The organism is Variovorax sp. CF079, from assembly GCF_900101545.1.
Classification (GTDB): Bacteria; Pseudomonadota; Gammaproteobacteria; order Burkholderiales; family Burkholderiaceae_C; genus Variovorax.
The window spans coordinates 105,306-127,073 of sequence record NZ_FMZU01000018.1 but is presented as its reverse complement, the minus strand read 5'-3'; the positions used below and the strand labels follow the sequence as shown (position 1 = coordinate 127,073).

The window sequence follows — 21,768 nt, the reverse complement described above, 5'->3', positions numbered from 1 at the left end:
GTTCTGCGCTCGGCGTTCAGACAATCTTGAAACGTGACACCGACTGGCGCAGTTCCTCGGCCATGTGCGAGAGCTCGCGGACCTGCTGCGCGGTGGTGCGCGTACCTTCGCCGGTCTGCTCCGTCACGGCGAAAATGTGCTGGATGTTGGCTGCCACGACGTTGGCCGAATCGGCCTCGCGGGACGCGGACTGCGAGATCTGCTCGATCAGCTCGGCGAGGCGGCGCGACACGCGGTCGATCTCGGACAGCGCGGTACCGGCGTTGTCGGAGAGCTTGGCCCCTTCCACCACACCCTGCGTGGAGCGCTCCATGGCGCCGACCGCATCCTGCGTGTCGGTCTGAATGGCCTTCACCAGCGCGGAGATCTGACGCGTGGCGTCCGCCGAGCGTTCGGCCAGTCGCTGCACTTCTTCCGCCACCACCGAGAAGCCGCGGCCGGCCTCGCCGGCCGACGCGGCCTGGATGGCGGCGTTGAGCGCCAGCACGTTGGTCTGTTCGGTAATGTCCGAGATCAGCTCGGTGATTTCACCAATCTCCTGCGAGGATTCGCCGAGGCGCTTGATGCGCTTGGAGGTTTCCTGGATCTGGTCGCGGATCGAGTTCATGCCGCCGATCGCGTTCTGCACGGCCTGCAGGCCGGAGGAAGCGGCTTCCAGCGACTGGCGCGCCACCGTGGCCGACTCTTGCGCTTGCGAGGACACGCCGTTGATTCGCTCGGCCATCGTCAGCACCGACTGGCCGGTTTCGCGAATCTCGCGCAGCTGTTCGGTCGAGGCAGCGAGCAGCTCGGTCGAGGTGCTTTCCACCTGCGACGTCGTCTGCGCCACACGCGTGGCCGTGTTCTGCACGTTGCCCACCAGCAGGCGAAGTTCTTCCACCGTGTAGTTCACCGAGTCGGCGATGGCGCCCGTGATGTCTTCGGTCACCGTGGCTTCCTGCGTCAGATCGCCTTCGGCCACCGTTTGCAGTTCGTTCATGAGCCGCAAAATGGCCGCCTGGTTGGCGGCATTGACGCGGCCCGCGTCTTCGCTCGCGCGCTCGGCAGCGAGGCGTTCGCGCTCGGCAGCCAGCGCACGTTCGCGGCCTTCGCGCACCTGCACGAAACCGATCGCACCGGCCAGCGCCAGCGCGGCCAGCGACAGCACGAACAGCATCACCACCGTGCCGGCGCCGAGGCCGGTGCGGGCAGAGAGCTTGTCCTGCAGGTCGCCGAGCGAGGTGCGCAGCGGTTCGCTGTCGGCCAGGATGGCGGCCTGCGCTTCGCGCGCGGCGACCAGGCCCTGGAGGTTGCCCAGAATGGCGCCGGCTTGCGTGCGCGTCTGTTCGTAGGTCTTGAGAATGGCCTCAAGCTGCTGGCGCGTCTGCGGATCGCGCGAGCCGGGCAGGCGCTGCTGGGCATTGCCCTCGAGCAGGCCGCGCGTGACTTCCTGGAAGGTATTCAGGTCCTTGCCGAGCAGGAACACGGCGTCGGGGCTCACACCTTCGACCGTGAGGAACTCGTTGGCCGACTTGCCGATGCGCTGTGTCAGCATCACCAGCTGGCCGGCGGCCGAGATCTCCGGCAGGCTGGCGTTCTGCTGCATCTTGAGCGAGGCCACGGTCTCGGTCATTTCGAGCAGATCCGAAGACTGGCGATTGATGTCGCGCAGCGCGTTACCGACCTGCGTCAGGATCTGCTGCTGGGCCAGCACGGCCTTGGCGCTCTTGTCCGCGCGCTCGACCAGCGGCGTGATCTTGCCGAGCTCGGCGTCGTACTGGCCGCCCACGCGCTCCAGCTTGAGCGAATCGTCGCCGTTCGCCAGGCCCTGCACGCGCCGCGTGAGGTCATCCGAGCTGTCCTTGACTTCCGCGAAGGCGGGAACGTTGCCCACCAGCGCCTGCGAGACCGACTTGGCGAGACGCTGCGACTGCATCAGCGACTGGCCGGTGGCCGCGACCTGTTGCGCCAGCCGTTCGGCGCGCAGGATGGCGGAGCCGGCGACGAGCAGCAGCAACAGCACCACGGTCGCGAGCACGATCGCGAGCACGCGCTGCTGGCGCGCCGGGTTCGAGCGCAGCGAGCGCACCGCGCCCGCGGGCCCCGGCGGAACCGCACCCTGTGTTTCGGCCTGCGCCGGTTCATCGAGGCTGCCGGCCGGCGCCTGGTCGTTGGCGGCGTCCATGGCGAGGACCGCGTCCGGCGTCGGCTCGGGCACCGAATCGCGTCGGATGCGCACCGTCTTTTCTTCGGGCGGCTGCAGGGTTTCGACGCTGTCGAGCGACAGTGTCGAAGCGCTGTCGACGCGCAGGGTGCCGTTGTCGCCCGCAGGCAGGAATTTCTTGAACTTGTCGGCGATCGAGCTCACGGTCGGTCCTTCAGGTAGTGATCGGTGCCAAGCGTTCCGCTCAGGCGCCGATGCTCAAAAATTGAGGTTGCTGGGATAGCGCCTGCAGGTTGATTTCCTGCCAGCGCCCGCCGGCGGCGTCGGTGTACGAATGTCCCAGCCAGGCCGGGGCGTCGCCATCCGGGGCCTGCGATTCGGTGAAGGCTTCGACGCCGCGCAGACCGACCAGCCGGTCGATCAGCAAGGCGCAATTGACTTCAAGCATCTCGTTGAGTGCAACGAGGCGTGATTGGGCGCGCGCCGCTTCGCTCTGCACGGGTGCGGCGGCCGAGCCCGAGGCGAAAGTGGAAAGCTGCACGATGCCGTACAGCCCGCCGCGCAGGTTGGCAACGCCCAGGAACCAAGGCTCGGTGTACGGCACGGCCTGCGGGGGCGTCCACGGAAAAATCTCGCCGGCGTGGCCGAGCGGAAACAGGTACTTCGACTCACCCGCCTCCACGGCGAGCCACGAAGCGGAAACGCCCGAGGTGCGCGCCGCCTGCAGGCGGCTGGCAAGCCGGGACTGGAATGCGCGGAGAGCGTCGCGGTTGGCCATGTACGGAAAACTGTCGGATCAGGCGAGCGCGCTGATCTTTGCCATCAGCTCGGCGGCATTGACCGGCTTCACGATGTAGTCGCGGGCACCCTGGCGCATGCCCCAGAGGCGATCGGTTTCCTGGTTCTTGCTCGTGCACATGATGATCGGCACCGATGCGTATTGCGGATTGCGGGCGATCGCGCGCGTGAGCTGGAAGCCGTTCTGGCCCGGCATCACAATGTCCATGAGGATCAGGTCGGGCTGCTCTTCCTCGAGCCGGCGCATCGCGTCCTCGGCATTCTCGGCGGTTTTCACCGAAAAGCCGTTCTTTTGAAGAAGTTCGGTGAGAAAGATCAATTCCGTCTTGGAATCGTCGACCACGAGTACCTTGCGAATAGCCATTACTGCACTTCCTGCGAAACGATGCCGAACTGCTGCACAGCCTGGAGCAGTTGGTCTTTGGTGAAGGGTTTGGTGAGATAGTCCTGCGAGCCGACCATGCGGCCGCGCGCCTTGTCGAACACGCCATCCTTGGAGGAGAGCATCACGACCGGGACATTGGAAAAATGGGCGTTGCGCTTGATGATGGCGCAGGTCTGATAACCGTCGAGGCGCGGCATGAGGATGTCGCAGAAGATGAGGTGCGGCTTGTGATCATTGACTTTCGACAATGCGTCGAACCCGTCTTCGGCCAGCAGGACCTCGTGGCCTCCCTGCTTGAGGAAGATCTCGGCGCTGCGCCGAATGGTGTTGCTGTCGTCGATGACGAGCACCTTGTAACCCGATCCGTTCGCGCTCATTCGCACGCTCCTTTAATACCACGATGACCGCAACGCCCTCGACGAGGGACGCAAAGAAGCACGCCCTATGCCATGCTTCAGATTTCAACCATTTCGAAGTCTTCCTTGCGCGCCCCGCATTCGGGACAGGTCCAGTTCATCGGAACATCTGCCCATGCCGTGCCGGGCGCAATACCATCTTCTGGCACTCCCACCGCTTCGTCGTAGATCCACCCGCAAATCAGGCACATCCAGGTTTTCGTATTCATCGCAGCTTAAAGTCCCTGTTCATAGAATGCAACGATCGTATCCAAACGTATCAACAAAACCCGTGACAAGCGTCTCAGATATGCCACCATCTGGTGAGCCCTGTGGCGTATGACAACTTTCCTACTACCACCAGAGCACGACCGCAAAGTGAGCGATCTTACCGACCCCCCGAACGATGAAACCGCCGAAAGCGAGTTGAATCCGCCGTGCGTGCTGGTCTTCAACGCGAGCGATCCGAGCGGAGCCGGCGGCCTGGGCTGCGATGCCCTGGCCATGGCATCAGTCGGCGCCCACATGCTGCCGGTCGTGACCGGCGCCTACGCGCGCGACACCGCTGAAATTTTCGATCACTTCACCTTCGATGAGGAGGCCGTCGCCGAACAGGCGCGTGCCATTCTCGAAGACGTGGAGGTCCAGCTCATCAAGGTGGGCTTCGTCGGCTCGCCCGAGAACCTCAGCACCGTGGCCGAGACCGCGACCGACTATCCCGAAGTGCCGGTGGTCGCCTACATGCCCAACCTCTCCTGGTGGGAAGACACGCAGATCGAGGCCTATCTCGATGCGTTTCGCGAGCTCGTGCTGCCGCAGACGACCGTGCTGGTCGGCAACCACAGCACGTTGTGGCGATGGCTGCTGCCGGACTGGGCCGGCGAGCGCCCGCCCACCGCGCGCGACATCGCCAAGGCGGCCGGCGAAGTCGGCGTGCCCTACACGCTGGTGACCGGGCTGGTCCTGCCCGATCAGTTCATCGACAACGTGCTTGCATCGCCGCAGTCGGTGCTAGCGAGCGAGAAGTACGAGCGCCTCGATGCCGTGTTCGCCGGCGCGGGCGACACGCTCTCCGCCGCGCTGGCCGCGCTGCTCGCCAGCGGCACCGACCTGGTCGCGGCCACCACCGAAGCGCTGAGCTACATGGACCGCTGTCTCGATGCCGGCTTCCGCCCCGGCATGGGCCACGTGCTGCCCGACCGCCTGTTCTGGGCCCAGCCCGAGGACGACGAAGACAACGACGACGATCCCGCCTCTCCCACTGACTTTGCCCTGCCTCCACACGACACTCGCCACTGATGCCACACGCCACCGACAAGAACGACATCCTCTTCGAGCGCGCCCGCGCCGTGATTCCAGGCGGGGTCAACTCGCCCGTGCGCGCCTTCAGGGCCGTCGGCGGCACGCCGCGCTTTGTCAAGCGCGCGCAGGGCGCCTACTTCTGGGATGCCGCGGACCAGCGCTACATCGACTACATCGGCTCCTGGGGACCGATGATCCTGGGCCACGGCCATCCCGCAGTGGTCGATGCGGTACAGCGCGCCGTGACAGAGGGCTTCTCCTTCGGCGCACCGACCGAGCGTGAGATCGAACTCGCCGAAGCCATCCTGGCACTCGTGCCGTCGATGGAGATGGTGCGCCTCGTGAGCTCCGGCACCGAAGCCGCGATGAGCGCGCTGCGCCTGGCGCGCGGCGCGACCGGGCGCAAGTACATCATCAAGTTCGAAGGCTGCTACCACGGTCACGCCGATGCGCTGCTGGTCAAGGCCGGCTCGGGCCTCGCGACCTTCGGCAACCCGACCTCGGCCGGCGTGCCGCCCGAGGTGGTGCAGCACACGCTGGTCCTCGAATACAACAACCTCGCGCAGCTCGAGGAAGCATTCACGCTGCATGGCCACGAGATCGCCTGCCTGATGATCGAGGCGATCGCCGGCAACATGAACTTCGTGCGCGCGAGCGCCGCCTTCGCCCAGCGCTGCCGCGAGCTCTGCACGAAGCACGGCGCGCTGCTGGTGTTCGACGAGGTCATGACCGGCTTCCGCGTCGGCCTGCAGGGCGCCCAGGGCGTGCTGGGCATCACGCCCGACCTCACGGTGCTGGGCAAGGTGATCGGCGGCGGCATGCCGCTCGCGGCCTTCGGCGGTCCGCGCGCGATCATGGAGCAGCTCGCGCCGCTCGGGCCCGTGTACCAGGCCGGCACGCTCTCCGGCAACCCGGTGGCCACGGCCTGCGGCCTCGCGACATTGAAGGAAGTGGCCAGGCCCGGCTTCTTCGACGCGCTGTCACACAAGACCCGTACGCTGGTCGACGGGCTGAAGTCGGCCGCCGCGGCGGAAGGCATCGCCTTCAGCGCCGACAGCGAAGGCGGCATGTTCGGCTTCTTCCTGCTTGATGCGCTGCCGCAGAACTACAGCACGGTCATGACCACCGACAACACGAAATTCAATGCCCTGTTCCACGGCCTGCTCGACCGCGGCGTCTACATAGCGCCGGCGCTGTACGAGGCCGGCTTCGTGAGCGCGGCCCACAGCGACGAAGACATTGCCGCAACAGTCGAGGCGGCGCGCCAAATCTTCAAGACGCTGCGCGCATGAGACTCCGCAGCTTGCCGCCCTGGCTGGTCCTCGCGCCCGGCCTGGCCTTCGCGCAGGCCGATATCGGCAAGGCCTGGTTCAACGCCGGCTACTTCTCCCATCACTTCGACCGCGACAAGGGGCTGGCGGACGGCAACCCCGGCCTCGGCATCGAATGGCCGCTCGACGAGACCTACTCGCTCACCGCCGGCCTGTTCCGCAACAGCGACCGCGAGCGCTCGCACGCTCGCATTACGTCGGGCTATACGTCATTCCCTTGGAGTTCCATGGCGTGAAGTTCGGCGCCGTGGTCGGCGCCTTCGACGGCTACCCGCGGTCCAACAACGGCGGCTGGTTTCCGGCGCTGATCCCGACCGCGGCCATCGAAGGCAAGAACTGGGGGCTCAACATCGCCATCGTTCCCAACATCAGGAACCGGCTCTACGGCGCGATGAGCTTCCAGCTCAAGTACCGCTTCGGAGCCTAGGGCCTGCTAACAGGCCCTCTAGTGCCTGAAATGGCGCACGCCTGACAGCACCATGACCACGCCGCGTTCGTCCGCGGCATCGATCACCTCCTGATCGCGCATCGAGCCGCCGGGCTGGATCACGCAACTCGCGCCGGCATCGACCACCACGTCGAGCCCGTCGCGGAACGGAAAGAAGGCGTCGCTCGCGACCGCCGTGCCTTGCAGCGACAAGCCCGCGTGCTGTGCCTTGATGCTCGCGATGCGCGCCGAATCGAGCCGGCTCATCTGGCCGGCGCCGACACCCATGGTCATGCCGTCGGCGCAGAACACGATCGCGTTGCTCTTGACGAACTTCGCGACCTTCCATGCGAACAGAAGATCCTGCAGCTGCTGCGGCGTGGGTTGCTTCTTGCTCACCACCTTGAGCTCGTCGATCGAGAGCTCGCGGTTGTCGGCGGTCTGCATCAGGAGGCCAGAACCGATGCGCTTCACGTCCACCGCGTTGCGGCCGTTGTCCCAGTCGCTGGTGCCGCCCGGCGGCAGCGCGATCTCCAGGATGCGCACATTGACCTTGCTCTTGAACACCTCGAGCGCCTCCGGCGCATAGCCCGGCGCCATCAGCACTTCGACGAACTGCTTGCTCACAGCTTCGGCCGCGGCACGGTCCACCGGCCGGTTGAAGGCGATGATGCCGCCGAAGGCCGAGGTCGGATCCGTCTTGAAGGCCTTGGCGTAAGCCTCGTGTGCATCCTTGCCCACGGCAACGCCGCAGGGGTTGGCATGCTTGACGATCACGCATGCCGGCGTGTCGAAGCTCTTCACGCACTCCCAGGCCGCATCGGCATCGGCGATGTTGTTGTAGCTGAGCTCCTTGCCCTGCAGCTGCTTGGCCGTGACCAGCGAACCGGGCGCGGGGTACAGGTCGCGGTAGAACGCGGCCTGCTGGTGCGGGTTCTCGCCGTAGCGCAGGTCCTGCAGCTTGATGAAGCGGCCGTTGCTCTGCGCCGGGAAGAGCGCATGGCTGCCGTCGCCCTGAATGCCCGAGAGGTAGTCGCTGATCGCGCCGTCGTACTGACTGATGCGGTTGAAGGCGGCGACGGAGAAGGCGAACCTGGTCTTGTCGCTGAGCTTGCCGTCGGCCTTGAGCTCGGCCAGTGCCTGCGGGTATTGCGCCGCGTCGGTCAGCACGCCGACGTCCTTCCAGTTCTTCGCCGCGCTGCGCACCATGGCCGGGCCGCCGATGTCGATGTTCTCGATCGCGTCCTCCAAGGTGCAGCCGGGCTTGGCCACCGTGGCTTCGAAGGGGTAGAGGTTGACCACCAACAGGTCGATGGTGTCGATGCCGTGCGCCTTCAGCGCCGCCATGTGCGCCGGCACGTCGCGCCGCGCCAGCAGGCCGCCATGCACCTTGGGATGCAGCGTCTTCACGCGGCCGTCGAGCATCTCGGGAAAGCCGGTGAGCTCGGCCACTTCGGTCACCGGCAGGCCGGCATCGGCCAGCAGCTTGGCGGTGCCGCCGGTCGAGAACAGGCGGATGTCCAGCGCGTGGAGCGCCTGCGCGAATTCGAGGATGCCGGTCTTGTCGGAAACGGAAATCAGTGCATTCATCAAGGACTACTTCAGGAGTTTGTGTTCGACCAGCTTTTTTCGAAGCGTGTTGCGATTCAGGCCCAACCACTGCGCGGCCTTGGACTGGTTGCCTTCGGCCCGCGTCATCACGACGTCGAGCAAGGGTTTCTCCACCACGCGCACCAGCATCTCGTACATGCCATCGGGTTCGGTGCCGCGCAGGTCACGGAAATAACTGTCCAGACTGTTGCGCACGCAGTCTTCGATATGTTTCTTGCTCATGGCCCTCTTCTCTTCTTCTGTTCTTCAATTCATGCAGGCACTTCGGCTGCCTGCTCATCCCTTTGCGCTTGCGCGTCATCGGCGACCGGAATGCGATCCATCCGTGCGGCCAGCGTGTCGAAAAAATCGGCCACCGCGGCGAGTTGCGCGTCGCAGTCCTCGATGGTGTTCATCCGGCCCCTGAATTCCTCGCCGTCGGGCAGCGTGCGGACGTACCAGCCGATGTGTTTGCGCGCGGTGCGAACACCGCTGTAGTCGCCATAGAGCGCGTAGTGCTGCTGCAGATGGTCGAGCATGAGGCGGCGCACCTCGGCCACGAGCGGCGGCGCGAGCTGCGTTCCGGTCGCGAGGAAGTGCGCGATCTCGCGAAAGATCCACGGCCGCCCCTGCGCGGCACGGCCCACCATCACGGCGTCGGCGCCAGTGAGTGCGAACACTTCACGCGCTTTCTCGGGCGAGTCGACGTCGCCGTTGGCGACCACCGGCACGCGCACGGCCGCCTTGACGGCCGCAATGGTGTCGTATTCGGCCTGGCCCTTGTAGCCCTGCTCGCGCGTGCGGCCGTGCACCGTGAGCATCTGCACGCCGGCCGCTTCGAAGCGGCGCGCCAGCGCCACCGCGTTGCGATGGTCTTCGCTCCAGCCGGTGCGCATCTTGAGCGTGACCGGGACCTTGTGCGGCATCGCAGCACGGACCACCGCCTCGACGATCTCGAGCGCCAGCGGCTCGTCGCGCATCAGCGCCGACCCGGCCCACTTGTTGCAGACCTTCTTGGCCGGGCAGCCCATATTGATGTCGATGATCTGGGCACCGCGCTCGATGTTGTATTGCGCCGCCTCGGCCATCATGGCTGCATCGGTGCCGGCGATCTGCACCGCAATGGGGCCCGGTTCGCCATCGTGGTTCGCGCGGCGCGAGGTCTTGAGCGAACCCCACAGCTCCTTGCGCGAAGTGACCATCTCGCTCACCGCGTAGCCCGCACCGAGTTCGCGGCACAGCATGCGGAAGGGCCGGTCGGTGACGCCCGCCATGGGCGCAACGAACAGCCGGTTTTCCAGCGCGATGTTGCCGATCTGCAGGGTCATGGAGGGAAAGTTGGCACGCGCCTGGCTGCTGAAAAATGAGGCACGATTGTAGCGGCGCGAAGCGAGAGGCGCTGAAACGATTTGCGATTTCATCGAGTTTCATCGCGCACGCGGACAGCGTATACGCCGACGCTGCATAACACCGCGCCTTTCTATACTCCGGCGCACATGCAAGCCTGGCTCGACTCACTCTTTGCGCTTCTTGCGCTGCCGCAATTCGGGCTCAGCACCCTCTTCGTTGCTGCCTTCGTGTCGGCGACCCTGTTGCCGGTCGGCTCCGAGCCGGTGCTGTTCGGACTGCTCAAGCTCAATCCCGAAATGTTCTGGTCCGCGGTCGGCGTCGCGACGATCGGCAACACCTTGGGCGGCATCGTGGACTGGTGGATCGGCTACGGCGCACACAAGGTGGCCGACAAGTATTCGCACTCCAAGCACCATCTGCGTGTGCTCGGCTGGCTGGAACACCTGGGGCCCAAGGCTTGTCTGCTGGCCTGGCTGCCGATCGTCGGCGATCCGCTCTGCGCGGTCGCGGGTTGGCTCCGGCTCTCGTTCTGGCCTTGCGTGATCTACATGGCGATCGGCAAGTTCGCGCGCTATGTCACGATGACGATTGCCCTTCTCTACATCTGGCCAAATTGAGGCGGCCGCGCCATCAGGTCAAGAGCCCGTACGGCCCGCCACGCTCGAGCGCGCGCATGTAGGCCGGCCGTGTATGGATGCGCTCCAGATAAGCCATGAGCTTGGGCCGCGACGCATCGAGCCCGCCGCGCGCCAACGCGGCTTCCACCGGAAAACTCATCTGGATGTCGGCGCCCGAAAACGCATTGCCGGCAAACCATTTGCTCTTGTCGAGTTCGCCTTCCATGAAATCCAGATGGCTCTTGATGTTCGGCATGATGAAGGCGGCCTTGGCCTTGCCCGCGATCGCCTTCGCGATCGGCTTGGCGAAGAAGGGCATCTTCGCCTTCTCGATCTGGTCGAACATCAGCTTCAGCAGGAGCGGCGGCATCGCCGAGCCTTCGGCGTAGTGCAGCCAGTAGCGGTAGCGCAGCGCTTCGGTCGTGCCCGCCGCCGGCGCGAGGCGGCCATTGCCGTAGCGCTCGATCAGCGTCTCGACGACCGCACCCGACTCCGCGAGCGTGTGGCCTTCGTCGGTCGTCACCACCGGCGACTTGCCCAGCGGATGCACCGCGCGCAAGGTGGGTGGCGCGAGCATGGTCTTGGGATCGCGCTGATAGTGAACGATCTCGTAGGGGAGCTCGAGTTCTTCGAGCAGCCAGAGTACGCGTTGCGAACGGGAGTTGTTGAGGTGGTGGACTGTGATCATGGCGAGCTGAAGTGCGAACGGGTCAGGAGCTGAACAGGAAGTTCATCACATCCCCGTCCTTGACCACGTACTCCTTGCCTTCCGCCCGCATCTTCCCGGCATCCTTCGACCCCTGCTCGCCCTTGAAGGCGATGAAGTCGTTGAAGGCGATGGTCTGGGCGCGGATGTAGCCCTTCTCGAAATCGGTGTGGATCACGCCGGCCGCCTGCGGGCCGGTGTCGCCGACGTGGATGGTCCACGCGCGCACTTCCTTCACGCCGGCGGTGAAGTAGGTCTGCAGGCCCAGCAGCGTGTAAGCCGCGCGGATCAGGCGATTGAGGCCCGGCTCTTCCTGGCCGATCTCGGCAAGGAACATCTTCTTGTCTTCCTCGTCCATGTCGGCCAGCTCGGCTTCGATCTTGGCGCAGATGGCGACCACGGGCGCGTTCTGCGCGGCGGCGTATTCGCGCAGCCGGTCGAGGAAGGGGTTGTTCTCGAAGCCGTCCTCGGCCACGTTGCCGACGAACATCGCGGGCTTGGCGGTGATCAGCGAGAACTGCTTGATCAAGGGCTTGTCTTCCTTGCTGAACTCGATCGCGCGCACCGGCTTGTTCTCGTTCAGCGCGGCCTGGCATTTCTCCAGCAGCGCGACCAGCTTGATCGCCTCCTTGTCGCCCGAGCGCGCGGTCTTGGTGTGGCGGTGCAGCGCCTTCTCGACCGTGGCCAGGTCGGCCAGGCACAGCTCGGTCTGGATCACCTCGATGTCGGAGATGGGGTCGACCTTGCCCGCAACGTGGATCACGTTGTCGTCCTCGAAGCAGCGCACCACATTGACGATGGCGTCGGTTTCGCGGATGTGCGCGAGGAACTGGTTGCCCAGGCCTTCGCCCTTGCTGGCGCCGGCCACCAGGCCCGCGATGTCGACGAACTCGACGATGGCCGGCACGATGCGCTCGGGCTTCACGATCTCGCTCAACTGGGCGAGCCGCGGATCGGGCACTTCGACCACGCCGACGTTCGGCTCGATGGTACAGAAAGGATAGTTCTCGGCCGCGATGCCTGCCTTGGTCAGCGCGTTGAAAAGGGTGGACTTGCCGACGTTGGGCAGGCCGACGATGCCGCACTGGAGACTCATGGCGGGGCTTTCAGAATGCTTTGGGGAACCGGGGATTTTAGGCGCCCGGCCTCGCTTCAGTCGAAGCGCAGGTTTGCGACTACCGTCTGGCCGCGCTTCAGCATGTGCTCCACGCCCTGCAGCACGATCGCATTCATGCCGAAGGTGATGGCGCCGTCGACGCGGGCGTCGGCGCGGTAGGTCCGCAGCATGTCGCCCACTTCGGGGCTGCTTTCGGCCGTGGCCGGGTCGATGTCGGGGATCGAGCAGCGCGAGCAGGGCTTCACCGGTCGAAGTTGCGCCTCGCCCTCGGCGGTCGCGATGTACAGCGTGTCGACGCGGTCCTCGTCGTGCGCCTCGATGCCGGCGAGCACGACGTTGGGGCGGAAGCGCTCGATCCCGACGGCGCCGTGGCCGGCCGCGGCCAGCCGCGCGTTGAGCTCGGCCAGCGAGCCCTCGCTGACCACCAGCAGCGGATAGCCGTCGGCGAACTGGTTGGGTGCCTCGATATCGCCGGTCCACTGGAGGCTCGACAGCCGCTGGTGCTCGGGATCGAAGCGCACCAAGCGCAGCTTCTGCGGCCGGCCCGGCTGCGAGAGGAAGTCGCTGAACCATTGGGCCGCGATGTCGCCCATGTCGTAGGCCGGCACCTCGTCCTTCCACACGCGCACGCGCACCGGCGCTTCGACGCGGTCGAAGGCGATGTGCAGCGCCAGCATGCCGGGTGCGCGCAGCACCATCTCGGAATGCTTCATCTGCGGCCGGATCAGCGCCATGCGCGGCAGCTGGCGCTGGGTGACGAACTCGCCGTTCTCGTCGACCACCATCCAGGCGCGGTCGAACTCCAGGCCGGTCTCGATCAGCAGCGCCTCGGGGAGCTCGACGCCGGCGCAGGACTTGATCGGGTAGACGAACAGGCGGGCGATGGTGGCTTGGAGGTCGAAGTCGGAGGCAGTCACGTGGAGGTCCTTGGGCTGAAGCCGGTGATTGTCCCGCACGACGCCCGCCGGGAAAGGCAGGCTCCTACAATGCCCCGATGGCTCTTCCACCCGAGGTTTGCATTCGCGGCGCCGGCATCGTCGGCCGCACGCTCGCGCTGCTTTTGGCGCGCGAACGCGTTCGCGTGGCGCTGGTGGCGCCGGCCGCGGCCCCCCCGGGGCAGGATGTGCGCGCCTACGCGCTCAATGCGGCCTCGAAGGCGCTGCTCGAATCGCTGCGCGGCTGGCCCGATGCGGCGCATGCCACGCCGGTGCGCGAGATGCTGGTCTACGGCGACGAAGGCGGCCGCGTGCAGTTCCATGCCGCGCGGCAGAAGGTCGAGGCGCTGGCCTGGATCGTCGATGTCCCCGCGCTCGAGCAGCAGTTGAGCGACGCGGTGCGCTTCCAGCCGCGCATCGAGATCGTCGCCGAGCCCGTGCCGGCGCCGCTGACGGTGGTCTGCGAAGGCCGCATCAGCGCCACGCGCGAAACACTGGGCGTGCGCTACGAAGTGACGCGCTATCCGCAACACGCGATCGCGGCGCGGCTCCAGGCCGAAGAGCCGCACGACGGCGCCGCGCGCCAATGGTTCAACGACAAGGGCGAAGTGTTCGCGCTGCTGCCGCTCGGCGACAGGCAGCTCGCGCTGGTGTGGTCGGTCGACCAGCTGCGCGCGCCGGCCCTGCTGGCACAGACGGCCGACGAGTTCAACACCGCGCTGCACGACGCCAGCCACGGTGCGCTCGGTGCGCTGCGGCTCACCAGCGAGCGCGCGGCCTGGCCGCTGCAGCGCGCCATCGCCGACCGCTGGACCGGCCAGTTCACCGACGGCAGTTCCTGGGCGCTCGCGGGCGATGCCGCGCACACGGTGCATCCGCTTGCAGGCCAGGGCTTGAACCTGGGTCTGGCCGATGCCGCAGCATTGGCCAACGTGATCAAGGACCGCGACTACTGGCGCAGCGTGGGCGATGCCCGGCTGCTGCGCCGCTACGAGCGGGCCCGCCGCACCGACGTGCTCTCCATGAGCCTGGCCACCGACGGCCTGCAGCAACTCTTCGCGCACAGCGCCGATCCGTTGCCGGCGCTTCGCAACTGGGGCATGCGCGGCTTCGACCGCACGCGGCTCGTCAAGAACTGGATCGCGAAGCAGGCCATGGGCCTGCACTGAATTCCGCCGGAAGAAACAACACCATGAAATCCGCTCCTGCCCTTTTTGCCGCGCTGACTCTGGTCAGCACCCTGAGCGCCAGCGCCGGCGAGGCCGAGATCCGCCAGAACCTCGCTGCGCGCATTCCGCAGTTCGCGAAGATCGACGAGATCACCAAGTCGCCGATGCCCGGCCTCTACGAGGTGCGCATCAACGGCTTCGAGATCTACTACACCGACGAGCAGGGCAACTACCTGTTGCAGGGCAACCTGATCGACGTGAAGGCGCGCCGCAACCTCACCGAAGAGCGGGTCGAGAAACTCAGCGAGGTCGCTTTCGACAAACTGCCCGTGAAGGATGCCTTCAAGATCGTGCGCGGCAACGGCAAGCGCAAGCTGGCGGTGTTCGAGGATCCGAACTGCGGCTACTGCAAGCAGTTCGAGCGCGACCTGACCAAGGTCGACAACGTGACCATCCATCTCTTTCTCTATCCGGTGCTGGGGCCGGACTCGGTCGTGAAGTCGCGCAACATCTGGTGCGCCAAGGACAAGGCCCGTGCCTGGACCGACTGGATGGTGCGCGGCGTCGCGCCCGAGACCGCCGAATGCGACACCAGCGCGCTCAACCGCAACCGCGAGTTCGGCCAGAAATACAACATCACCGGCACGCCCACGCTGATCTTTAGCAACGGCACGCGCGCGCCGGGCGCGATCCCGGCCGAACAGGTCGAAAAACAACTCGCCGCTGCCAACTGATGGCGGCGCCGGCCATCCACTACCGCGTCGAATGCGCGGACCGCAACGCGCACCTGTTCGCCGTCACGCTGACCATCGAGCGGCCTGCCGCGCAGCAGCGCGTCGCATTGCCGGTCTGGATTCCGGGCAGCTACCTGGTGCGCGAATTCGCAAAGAACCTGCAGCAGTTGCAGGCATCGCAGGGTCGGCGCAAGCGGGCCCCGCAGCAACTCGACAAGCACAGCTGGCAGATCGATTGCGCGCCGGGCAAGCCCCTGGTGCTGCGCTACCAGGTCTGCGCCTACGACAACTCGGTGCGCACCGCGTGGCTCGATCGCGACCGCGGCTTCTTCAATGGAACCAGCCTGTGCCTTCGCGTCGAAGGCCAGACCGATGGGCCGCACGCGATCGAGGTGCTGGCGCCGCCGCTCTTGGCGCCGGGCGAGCGCTGGTCGTGCGCGACGGCGCTGAAGCCCGCCAAGGTCGACCGCCGGGGCTTCGGCAGCTACCTCGCCGCCGACTATGACGAGCTGGCCGACAGCCCGGTCGAGATGGGCATGTTCTGGAGCGCCGAGTTCGAGGCCTGCGGCGTGCCGCATCGCTTCGTGGTCGCAGGCGCGCCCGCTTCTTTCGACGGCGAACGGCTGATCGCCGACACGCGTGCCATCTGCGAGACGCAGATGCGCTTCTGGCACGGCGACAAGGTCGGCAAGCGCGGCGGGTCCAAGCCGCCGCATGACCGCTACGTCTTCATGCTCAACGCGGTGGATGACGGCTACGGCGGCCTCGAGCACCGGCACTCGACGGCGCTGATCTGCACCCGCCGCGACCTGCCCCAGCTCGCCGTCAAGAAACAGCCCGAGGGCTACACCACGCTGCTCGGGCTGATCAGCCACGAGTACTTCCACACCTGGAACGTGAAGCGCCTGCGACCCGCCGAGTTCGCGCGCTACGACTACGGACAGGAGAACTACACCCACCTGCTGTGGCTGTTCGAGGGCTTCACCAGCTACTACGACGACCTGCTGCTGCGCCGCGCCGGCCGCATCGACGACACCGGCTACCTGCGCCTCGTCAACAAGACCATCAACCAAGTGCTGCAGGCGCCGGGCCGGCTGGTGCAGTCGGTGGCCGACGCGAGCTTCGATGCCTGGATCAAGTACTACCGGCAAGACGAGCAGACGGCCAACACCACGATCAGCTACTACACCAAGGGCGCGCTGGTGGCGCTGTGCTTCGACCTCACGCTGCGCGCCGAAGGCAAGGGCTCGCTCGACGAGGTGATGCGGCTCTTGTGGAAGAAAAGCAGCGGCGGACCGATCGACGAAGCCGCCTTCGCCGCCGCGCTCGAAGCCGTTGGTGGGCGCTCCTTCGTCGAGGAGATCGCGAGCTGGGTCCACTCGACCGAGGAACTGCCCCTGGCCGATCTGCTGCGCAGCCACGGCGTCGTCGCGCTCGAAGACCCTGCGCAGCGGGCGCAGGAACTCGGCCTGCGCGTGGCCGAGGCGAACGGCAGCGTGCAAGTCAAGATGGTGCTGCGCGGCGGCGCGGCCGAGCAGGCCGGCTTCTCGGCCAACGACGAATGGATCGGCATCGAGCTCGGCGCCTCCAAGGGCCACAAGGCGCAGGGCTGGCGGCTCGGCAAGCTCGATGACTTGGCGCTTTATCTCGGGCCGCTGAAGAAGATCACGGCACTCGTCGCGCGCGACCGGCGGCTGCTGCGCCTGCCGCTCACGCTGCCTGGCGACGTGACGACCTGGCGCCTCGCCGCGCAGGACCCGGCCAAATTGACGCGCTGGCTCGATCCGCAGTAAGACCTTCCCCTCTGTTCGTTTCAAGGAGACCCGCATGAGCTACGAGAACATCGAAGTCCGCACCGAGGCCGGCAAGGTCGGCATCGTGACGCTGAACCGCCCCAAGGCGCTGAACGCGCTCAACGATGCGCTGATGACCGAGCTCGGCAATGCGCTCAAGGCCCTCGACGCCGACGAGGCGATCGGCTGCATCATCGTCACCGGCAGCGAGCGTGCCTTCGCCGCGGGCGCCGACATCGGCGCCATGGCCAGTTACAGCTTCACTGACGTCTACAAGGGCGACTACATCACGCGCAACTGGGAAACCATCCGCAGCGTGCGCAAGCCGGTGATCGCGGCCGTGAGCGGCTTCGCGCTCGGCGGCGGCTGCGAGCTCGCGATGATGTGCGACTTCATCATCGCGGCCGACAACGCGAAGTTCGGCCAGCCCGAGATCAAGCTCGGCGTGATCCCGGGCGCCGGCGGCACGCAGCGCCTGCCGCGCGCGGTGGGCAAGGCCAAGGCGATGGACATGGCCCTGACCGGCCGCATGATGGACGCCGCCGAGGCCGAGCGCTCCGGGCTGGTGAGCCGCGTCGTGCCCTACGACAAGCTCATGGACGAGGCGCTGGGCGCCGCGCTGGTGATCGCCGACTTCTCGCAGGTCGCGGTGATGGCGGCCAAGGAGTCGGTCAACCGCGCCTTCGAGAGCAGCCTCGCGGACGGCGTGATGTTCGAGCGCCGCCTGTTCCACGCGCTCTTCGCCACTGCCGACCAGAAGGAAGGCATGGACGCCTTCGTGAACAAGCGCAAGGCCGCGTTCAAGCACCAGTAAGGCGGCCTTAGCGCGGCGCTGCCGGCGGCGGCCCGGCCTCGGGTTGCGCTGCGGCCTCCGGCGCCTGCACCGCGTTGCGCAGGGCCTCGTTCAAGGCGGCCAGCGCCGGCGCCGACGGCGCGCCGGTGGCGGGCAGCGCACGGCCTTCGCGCCAGCGCACCTGGCCGCGCGCGACTTCGAACACCGCCAGCACCTCGCCGTTGCGCTCGAGCGAGATGCGCCATTCAGGCGTGGACACCAACGGCTGTCCGCCGACCGCCGTGATGGCGGCCGATCCCAGCAGCGCATTGAGATCGAGCGCTTCGGCGCGCGACAGGCTGCGGCTTGCGCCGCCGCGCTGTGCGATCGTGATGCGATTCCATTGCGAAAGCGCCGCGAAGGTGGGCGGCTCCGTCGCCTCGGTTCGCACAGTCGGAGACGCAGGGCGTGCCGCGCGTGCGGCACCGGCCGCATCGCCCGGTGCGACGAGCCCGGCCGGCGGGCTCGCCGGAGGCGCAAAGGCTTGTTTGGCCGCGGCTTCTTCTTCGCGACGGGCTCGGGCGGCGAGGGAATCCCGCGGCGCGGGACGTGCCGCCGCGTCAGCCGAAGGTTCGGCCGGCACGACGGGCGCGGCCGGGGTAGGCGGTGCGGACTGCGCAGCAGGTGCTTGGGGTGTTTCCTTCTTCTTGGACTCGGCTTCATCGGCCTGAGGGCGCGCCAGTGCCGGCGGCGGCGCGGGTGCTGCCGGTGCCTCCAGCACAGGTGCAGGCGGTGCCGATGACGGAACGGAAGCCGATTCGGTCGGCGGCGCAGGCACGGTCGAAGCCGGCGGAGCGGGCACAGTAGGCGCGGCAGGTGCCTCGACGCGCGGCGCCTGCGCAGCGACCATCGCCTCCCCGTCGGGCCGCGCGCCCGGCACCGGCTCGCGCTGCCAGAGCACGGTCACCAGCGTCGCGACCAGCACGGTGGCGAAAGCCGCGTTCCATGGCATGCGCGAGCCGCCGCCCAAGCCCACCAGGCGTTGCCACCACGGCCGCGCCTGCGGCTCCCGCGCGTGCGTGATGGAAGCCGGCGCTACGGCGTCGTGCGCCCGCTCCAGGATCGCCTTGCGCAGCCGCCAATGGGGCACCGAAGTGTGGTCCGGTGCATGCGCCAACGCGCGCCGCAGGGCGTCGTCTTGAAGATCGTTGTCCGTGCTCATGCCCGAAGCTCCAGCACCGACAGATAGCGCTCCATGCACCCGCGCAGCTTCTTCAAGCCATAGCGCAGCCGGCTGCGAACGGTCTCGAAGCCGACGCCGAGCGTGTCGGCCAGCGCTTCCACCGTGAAGCCGTCTTCGTGGTGCAGCAGGAAGGCGGCGCGCTGTTCGTCCGGCAACTCGTCGAGGCAGGCCAGCAGGCGGCGGCCAGCGGCGCGCCAGAACGCGAGCTCTTCGGCCGATGGGTGCGCGGCAGCGGAAGCCGTGCCGCCATCGCTCAGCAGGCCGCGGCTGAACAGCTGCGCGGCCTCGAGCCCGTCGCCGTCTTCGTCGTGGGCATAGAAGGACACCTCGCGGCCGCTCAGGCGCAGCCGGTCCATCGCCAGGTTGTGCGCGATCGTGAAGGCCCAGGTGCGCCAAGTCGCGCCCTGCGGCGAGAAGCTCTCGCGCGCCGCGATGATGCGCATCCAGGTGTCCTGGAACACCTCGTCGACTTCGGCCGCGAGCCGCACGCCGAGCAGGCGCCGGACGAAGCGGAACAGCGCGCTTTCGTGGCGGGCATAGAGCGTGTCGAAGGCGCTTGCGTCGCCGCCTGCGTAGGCGAGCATCAGCTGATCGTCCGGCATGGCGTCGTGGAGGGCGGCGTTCGCAACAGAGGGGGCAAGCATCGGCAGATTTTCACCTCACGTTCTACGGACTGCGCCGCCGTTCGGGGTTAGCACCCCCTCAAAAAATATCGTCGGGACTTAACCCGACCGACGCCGCCCCGCCGTATCAGCCTGCATCCACAACCCGGAGCTGCTGATGACCACCCGCCTTTCCCTCCTTCGACGCCCGCTCGTCGCACTGCTGTGCGCCCAGCTTCTCTTGAGCGCCTGCAGCGCCACCGAACTCGCACCCGGCGCCGCGCGCTGGCCCACGCCGGCGCCGCAGCCCGAACCCGCGAACTTCCCTTCGCCGCAGTGGCCGGGGAACGTGGTCACGCGCACGGTGCCGAATTTCGAGGCGCCCTCGGCCACCCATTGCGCGAGGCCGGTGCAGACCTACGAGACGCCGGGCCGCACGGGGCAGGACGCACGGCGCGATGAGGCGCCCGCCGTTTACGGCGAGGCCCGCCCATCTCTGAGTCGCGAAGCCAAGTCGAAGCGTAGCGCGCCGGGCGAGGCGGCATCCGATGCCGCGGTCGCCATGCCGGCGCCTGCGGCTCCCGCTGCCGGCGCAACCAGGGAGGCACTGGTCGCCGAAGCCGAGGCGCCGCGCTTTGCACCGCCGGCGCCCAGCGCGCAACCCATTCAACGCCCCCGGCCGCAACAGCAGGTGGTCAGCGCCGGCATGGTCGACGACAACGCCGACTTCTCGGCCTACCTTCAGTTCCGCCAGCGCACCCAGGTGGCGCATCGCGAGCGCGATGTGAGCGAGCGCTACCTGCTACAGGTGCGCAACGCACGCGGCATGGCCGTGCCCGATGCCGAGGTCGCGGTGCAGGCCGCGAACGGCGCCGCCATGTGGGCCCGCACCGACACGGCCGGCCGCGCCTGGCTGCATCCCAACGCCTTCGATCCCTCGGGCAGCCAGGTGTACGAAGTGGCTGTGCGCAAGTACGGCCAGCAGGGCACGACCTTCCTGCGCCGCGGGCAGAAAAGCGCGGTCGAGCTGGTGCTGAATACGGCCGCTGTCCCGCAGCGCGCGCGCCTGGACCTGGTCTTCCTGATCGATGCCACCGGTTCGATGGGCGACGAGATCGGCAAGCTCAAGAGCACGCTGCGCACCATCGCCAACGAGGTGGCGCAACTGCCGAGCCGGCCCGACACCTGCTTCGGGCTGGTGGCCTACCGCGACCGCGGCGACGCCTTCCTCGTGCGCCGACACGACTTCACCAACGACCTGGGCGCTTTCCAGACGGTGCTCGATGCGCTGCAGGCCGCCGCCGGGGGCGACTACCCCGAGGCGATGAACGAGGCGCTGCACGAGACCGTGCACCGGCTGAGCTGGCGTGGCACCGGCGCAACCCGCCTGGTGGTGCTGCTGGCCGACGCGCCGCCGCACCTCGACTACGGCGGTCCGCAATACGACGACGACATGATGGCCGCGCTCGGCAAGGGCATCAAGGTGTTCAGCGTGGGCGCGAGCGGGCTCGACAAGCAGGGGGAGTACGTGCAGCGCCAGATCGCGCAGTACACCGGTGGGCGCTTCGTATTCCTGACCTACAGGGAGGCAAGCAACCCCGCCAGCGGGCCCGGCCGCGAGACGGTGCACGACGTGAGCAACTATTCGGTGCAGACGCTGGACCGGCTGATCGTGCGGCTGGTGACGGAGGAACTGGCGAAACTCCCGAAGGCCGGCTGAAGGCCGTAGAGCCGGCTATAATCTCGGGCTCGGCTCTTTAGCTCAGTCGGTTAGAGCGATGGAATCATAATCCACAGGTCCGCGGTTCGAGTCCGTGAAGAGCCACCAAACCCGCCAAGAAAAGCCCGCTATCGCATCGGTAGCGGGCTTTTTTCATTGCCTTGCCAAGCGCCGCGCGCGAGCCTAAAAAGTCAGGCCGCACATCGCCTACGAGGAGTCGCCATGCCCGACGATCTGAGTCATTTCAAGCCGCTGGACCCCGGCCGGGTCAATGCCCTCGACCCCGTCGAGCTGCAGTACTGGTGCCAGCAGCTTCGCTGCAGCGAGACCGAGCTGCAGGACGCGCTGTCCAAGGTGGGCGACCACGTGACCGCGGTGCGCGATCGGCTGGCATCGCGTGAGTAGAGGCGCCCCTAGTTCTTGGGGCGCCAAGCGCTGAGGAATTCGGAGGTCTTGTCGTTCTGCCGCCGTGTCGCAGCAGCATCAGCCGAGGCGGACGAGGACGGCGAGGCGGAAGCATTGCCATTGCTGTCCTGAGGCTGCGCAGCGGGCGCACCGCTGCCCTTGCAGCCCGTCATGCACAGCACCAGCGTCGCCAGGCCGGCGACCGCAACCCACGATGTCTTCACAGTCAATTCC

Annotated in this window: 25 protein-coding genes and 1 tRNA gene; 12 read left to right on the top strand and 14 right to left on the bottom strand. The window is 67.1% G+C overall.

All coding sequences use genetic code 11. From position 1 onward, the window contains the following. Positions 1 to 16 precede the first annotated feature (16 nt). The 5 genes from BLS74_RS23480 to BLS74_RS23460 form a co-directional block, all read right to left on the bottom strand. Positions 17 to 2,347 carry a methyl-accepting chemotaxis protein gene (locus BLS74_RS23480; protein ID WP_093109558.1) on the bottom strand — a complete coding sequence of 777 codons (2,331 nt, stop codon included), beginning with the start codon at positions 2,345 to 2,347 and terminating at the stop codon, positions 17 to 19. 40 nt (positions 2,348 to 2,387) lie between these two features. Beyond that, positions 2,388 to 2,921 carry a chemotaxis protein CheW gene (locus tag BLS74_RS23475; protein WP_093109557.1) on the bottom strand — a complete coding sequence of 178 codons (534 nt, stop codon included), beginning with the start codon at positions 2,919 to 2,921 and terminating at the stop codon, positions 2,388 to 2,390. An 18-nt stretch (positions 2,922 to 2,939) separates the two neighbouring features. Next, on the bottom strand, positions 2,940 to 3,305 hold the full coding sequence (locus BLS74_RS23470) for a response regulator (RefSeq protein WP_093109556.1): 366 nt from the start codon (positions 3,303 to 3,305) through the stop codon (positions 2,940 to 2,942). Then, entirely contained in the window at positions 3,305 to 3,703 is a 399-nt protein-coding gene (locus BLS74_RS23465) for a response regulator (RefSeq protein WP_093109555.1), read from the bottom strand. Before BLS74_RS23465 ends, BLS74_RS23470 begins: the two co-directional genes overlap by 1 nt. A gap of 77 nt (positions 3,704 to 3,780) precedes the next feature. Beyond that, positions 3,781 to 3,951, bottom strand: coding sequence for a rubredoxin (locus BLS74_RS23460; RefSeq protein WP_093109554.1), 171 nt, complete (start codon positions 3,949 to 3,951; stop codon positions 3,781 to 3,783). 109 nt (positions 3,952 to 4,060) lie between these two features. On the opposite strand from BLS74_RS23460, the gene BLS74_RS23455 reads away from it, so the two are divergent. Genes BLS74_RS23455 through BLS74_RS35165 form a run of 4 tightly spaced genes read left to right on the top strand, consistent with a single transcriptional unit; the run spans position 4,061 to position 6,781 of the window. Beyond that, positions 4,061 to 5,020, top strand: coding sequence for a bifunctional hydroxymethylpyrimidine kinase/phosphomethylpyrimidine kinase (locus tag BLS74_RS23455; protein ID WP_093109553.1), 960 nt, complete (start codon positions 4,061 to 4,063; stop codon positions 5,018 to 5,020). After that, complete coding sequence (gene hemL / locus BLS74_RS23450) at positions 5,020 to 6,315, top strand: glutamate-1-semialdehyde 2,1-aminomutase (RefSeq protein ID WP_093109552.1); 1,296 nt, start codon at positions 5,020 to 5,022, stop codon at positions 6,313 to 6,315. Before BLS74_RS23455 ends, hemL begins: the two co-directional genes overlap by 1 nt. Further along, entirely contained in the window at positions 6,312 to 6,590 is a 279-nt protein-coding gene (locus BLS74_RS35170) for a hypothetical protein (protein ID WP_244503974.1), read from the top strand. The genes hemL and BLS74_RS35170 overlap by 4 nt, the downstream gene beginning before the upstream one ends. Beyond that, entirely contained in the window at positions 6,587 to 6,781 is a 195-nt protein-coding gene (locus BLS74_RS35165) for a hypothetical protein (RefSeq protein ID WP_244503973.1), read from the top strand. The genes BLS74_RS35170 and BLS74_RS35165 overlap by 4 nt, the downstream gene beginning before the upstream one ends. Positions 6,782 to 6,799: 18 nt before the next feature. Here BLS74_RS35165 and purH read toward each other — a convergent pair whose 3' ends face one another. Genes purH through dusB form a run of 3 tightly spaced genes read right to left on the bottom strand, consistent with a single transcriptional unit; the run spans position 6,800 to position 9,699 of the window. Continuing rightward, positions 6,800 to 8,371 (bottom strand): bifunctional phosphoribosylaminoimidazolecarboxamide formyltransferase/IMP cyclohydrolase, encoded by a 1,572-nt coding sequence (purH, locus tag BLS74_RS23440; protein ID WP_093109551.1) that lies wholly within the window; start codon positions 8,369 to 8,371, stop codon positions 6,800 to 6,802. Between the two features lie 6 nt (positions 8,372 to 8,377). Beyond that, a complete protein-coding gene (locus BLS74_RS23435; protein ID WP_028259705.1) occupies positions 8,378 to 8,614 on the bottom strand; it encodes a Fis family transcriptional regulator in 237 nt (78 codons plus the stop codon). Positions 8,615 to 8,643: 29 nt separating this feature from the next. Next, entirely contained in the window at positions 8,644 to 9,699 is a 1,056-nt protein-coding gene (dusB, locus tag BLS74_RS23430) for a tRNA dihydrouridine synthase DusB (RefSeq protein WP_093109605.1), read from the bottom strand. Positions 9,700 to 9,867: 168 nt separating this feature from the next. On the opposite strand from dusB, the gene BLS74_RS23425 reads away from it, so the two are divergent. Next, entirely contained in the window at positions 9,868 to 10,338 is a 471-nt protein-coding gene (locus BLS74_RS23425) for a YqaA family protein (RefSeq protein ID WP_093109550.1), read from the top strand. A 13-nt stretch (positions 10,339 to 10,351) separates the two neighbouring features. On the opposite strand, the gene BLS74_RS23420 is transcribed toward BLS74_RS23425, so the two are convergent. Genes BLS74_RS23420 through BLS74_RS23410 form a run of 3 tightly spaced genes read right to left on the bottom strand, consistent with a single transcriptional unit; the run spans position 10,352 to position 13,078 of the window. Continuing rightward, a complete protein-coding gene (locus BLS74_RS23420) occupies positions 10,352 to 11,026 on the bottom strand; it encodes a glutathione S-transferase (protein WP_093109549.1) in 675 nt (224 codons plus the stop codon). A 22-nt stretch (positions 11,027 to 11,048) separates the two neighbouring features. Next, entirely contained in the window at positions 11,049 to 12,140 is a 1,092-nt protein-coding gene (ychF, locus tag BLS74_RS23415) for a redox-regulated ATPase YchF (protein WP_093109548.1), read from the bottom strand. Positions 12,141 to 12,196: 56 nt separating this feature from the next. Next, the gene (locus tag BLS74_RS23410; protein ID WP_093109547.1) at positions 12,197 to 13,078 is read right to left on the bottom strand and encodes an MOSC domain-containing protein; all 882 of its coding nucleotides are present in this window, start codon (positions 13,076 to 13,078) and stop codon (positions 12,197 to 12,199) included. Positions 13,079 to 13,155: 77 nt separating this feature from the next. Here BLS74_RS23410 and BLS74_RS23405 point away from each other — a divergent pair, with 77 nt between their 5' ends. The 4 genes from BLS74_RS23405 to BLS74_RS23390 are packed head-to-tail and all read left to right on the top strand — an operon-like array spanning position 13,156 to position 17,606. Beyond that, a complete protein-coding gene (locus BLS74_RS23405; RefSeq protein WP_093109546.1) occupies positions 13,156 to 14,265 on the top strand; it encodes an FAD-dependent monooxygenase in 1,110 nt (369 codons plus the stop codon). Positions 14,266 to 14,288: 23 nt separating this feature from the next. Then, positions 14,289 to 14,999, top strand: a complete 711-nt coding sequence (locus BLS74_RS23400) for a DsbC family protein (RefSeq protein WP_093109545.1) — start codon at positions 14,289 to 14,291, stop codon at positions 14,997 to 14,999. Then, the gene (locus tag BLS74_RS23395; RefSeq protein WP_093109544.1) at positions 14,999 to 16,792 is read left to right on the top strand and encodes a M61 family metallopeptidase; all 1,794 of its coding nucleotides are present in this window, start codon (positions 14,999 to 15,001) and stop codon (positions 16,790 to 16,792) included. The genes BLS74_RS23400 and BLS74_RS23395 overlap by 1 nt, the downstream gene beginning before the upstream one ends. A 34-nt stretch (positions 16,793 to 16,826) precedes the next feature. Further along, complete coding sequence (locus BLS74_RS23390; RefSeq protein WP_093109543.1) at positions 16,827 to 17,606, top strand: enoyl-CoA hydratase; 780 nt, start codon at positions 16,827 to 16,829, stop codon at positions 17,604 to 17,606. Between the two features lie 7 nt (positions 17,607 to 17,613). Here BLS74_RS23390 and BLS74_RS23385 read toward each other — a convergent pair whose 3' ends face one another. Then, complete coding sequence (locus BLS74_RS23385; RefSeq protein WP_093109542.1) at positions 17,614 to 18,786, bottom strand: hypothetical protein; 1,173 nt, start codon at positions 18,784 to 18,786, stop codon at positions 17,614 to 17,616. Further along, complete coding sequence (locus BLS74_RS23380; protein WP_093109541.1) at positions 18,783 to 19,451, bottom strand: sigma-70 family RNA polymerase sigma factor; 669 nt, start codon at positions 19,449 to 19,451, stop codon at positions 18,783 to 18,785. The genes BLS74_RS23385 and BLS74_RS23380 overlap by 4 nt, the downstream gene beginning before the upstream one ends. 136 nt (positions 19,452 to 19,587) lie before the next feature. Here BLS74_RS23380 and BLS74_RS23375 point away from each other — a divergent pair, with 136 nt between their 5' ends. The 3 genes from BLS74_RS23375 to BLS74_RS23365 all read left to right on the top strand — a co-directional run bounded on the left by BLS74_RS23375 (position 19,588) and on the right by BLS74_RS23365 (position 21,534). Then, entirely contained in the window at positions 19,588 to 21,129 is a 1,542-nt protein-coding gene (locus tag BLS74_RS23375; RefSeq protein ID WP_093109540.1) for a vWA domain-containing protein, read from the top strand. A gap of 31 nt (positions 21,130 to 21,160) precedes the next feature. Continuing rightward, positions 21,161 to 21,237: transfer RNA gene (locus tag BLS74_RS23370), tRNA-Met, on the top strand. 114 nt (positions 21,238 to 21,351) lie between these two features. Continuing rightward, positions 21,352 to 21,534: a DUF3606 domain-containing protein gene (locus tag BLS74_RS23365; RefSeq protein ID WP_093109539.1), complete on the top strand. Its 183-nt coding sequence runs from the start codon at positions 21,352 to 21,354 to the stop codon at positions 21,532 to 21,534. Between the two features lie 8 nt (positions 21,535 to 21,542). Here BLS74_RS23365 and BLS74_RS23360 read toward each other — a convergent pair whose 3' ends face one another. Then, the gene (locus tag BLS74_RS23360) at positions 21,543 to 21,758 is read right to left on the bottom strand and encodes a hypothetical protein (RefSeq protein ID WP_093109538.1); all 216 of its coding nucleotides are present in this window, start codon (positions 21,756 to 21,758) and stop codon (positions 21,543 to 21,545) included. Between the last annotated feature and the right edge of the window lie 10 nt (positions 21,759 to 21,768).

Excerpts from the sequence above, each read along its gene's own strand:
- BLS74_RS23475 (WP_093109557.1), bottom strand. The coding sequence starts at position 2,921 with ATGGCCAACCGCGACGCTCTCCGCGCATTCCAGTCCCGGCTTGCCAGC.
- BLS74_RS23470 (WP_093109556.1), bottom strand. The coding sequence starts at position 3,305 with ATGGCTATTCGCAAGGTACTCGTGGTCGACGATTCCAAGACGGAATTG.
- BLS74_RS23465 (WP_093109555.1), bottom strand. The coding sequence starts at position 3,703 with ATGAGCGCGAACGGATCGGGTTACAAGGTGCTCGTCATCGACGACAGC.
- BLS74_RS23460 (WP_093109554.1), bottom strand. The coding sequence starts at position 3,951 with ATGAATACGAAAACCTGGATGTGCCTGATTTGCGGGTGGATCTACGAC.
- BLS74_RS23455 (WP_093109553.1), top strand. The coding sequence starts at position 4,061 with ATGACAACTTTCCTACTACCACCAGAGCACGACCGCAAAGTGAGCGAT.
- hemL (WP_093109552.1), top strand. The coding sequence starts at position 5,020 with ATGCCACACGCCACCGACAAGAACGACATCCTCTTCGAGCGCGCCCGC.
- BLS74_RS35170 (WP_244503974.1), top strand. The coding sequence starts at position 6,312 with ATGAGACTCCGCAGCTTGCCGCCCTGGCTGGTCCTCGCGCCCGGCCTG.
- purH (WP_093109551.1), bottom strand. The coding sequence starts at position 8,371 with ATGAATGCACTGATTTCCGTTTCCGACAAGACCGGCATCCTCGAATTC.
- BLS74_RS23435 (WP_028259705.1), bottom strand. The coding sequence starts at position 8,614 with ATGAGCAAGAAACATATCGAAGACTGCGTGCGCAACAGTCTGGACAGT.
- dusB (WP_093109605.1), bottom strand. The coding sequence starts at position 9,699 with ATGACCCTGCAGATCGGCAACATCGCGCTGGAAAACCGGCTGTTCGTT.
- BLS74_RS23425 (WP_093109550.1), top strand. The coding sequence starts at position 9,868 with ATGCAAGCCTGGCTCGACTCACTCTTTGCGCTTCTTGCGCTGCCGCAA.
- BLS74_RS23420 (WP_093109549.1), bottom strand. The coding sequence starts at position 11,026 with ATGATCACAGTCCACCACCTCAACAACTCCCGTTCGCAACGCGTACTC.
- ychF (WP_093109548.1), bottom strand. The coding sequence starts at position 12,140 with ATGAGTCTCCAGTGCGGCATCGTCGGCCTGCCCAACGTCGGCAAGTCC.
- BLS74_RS23405 (WP_093109546.1), top strand. The coding sequence starts at position 13,156 with ATGGCTCTTCCACCCGAGGTTTGCATTCGCGGCGCCGGCATCGTCGGC.
- BLS74_RS23400 (WP_093109545.1), top strand. The coding sequence starts at position 14,289 with ATGAAATCCGCTCCTGCCCTTTTTGCCGCGCTGACTCTGGTCAGCACC.
- BLS74_RS23395 (WP_093109544.1), top strand. The coding sequence starts at position 14,999 with ATGGCGGCGCCGGCCATCCACTACCGCGTCGAATGCGCGGACCGCAAC.
- BLS74_RS23390 (WP_093109543.1), top strand. The coding sequence starts at position 16,827 with ATGAGCTACGAGAACATCGAAGTCCGCACCGAGGCCGGCAAGGTCGGC.
- BLS74_RS23385 (WP_093109542.1), bottom strand. The coding sequence starts at position 18,786 with ATGAGCACGGACAACGATCTTCAAGACGACGCCCTGCGGCGCGCGTTG.
- BLS74_RS23380 (WP_093109541.1), bottom strand. The coding sequence starts at position 19,451 with ATGCTTGCCCCCTCTGTTGCGAACGCCGCCCTCCACGACGCCATGCCG.
- BLS74_RS23375 (WP_093109540.1), top strand. The coding sequence starts at position 19,588 with ATGACCACCCGCCTTTCCCTCCTTCGACGCCCGCTCGTCGCACTGCTG.
- BLS74_RS23365 (WP_093109539.1), top strand. The coding sequence starts at position 21,352 with ATGCCCGACGATCTGAGTCATTTCAAGCCGCTGGACCCCGGCCGGGTC.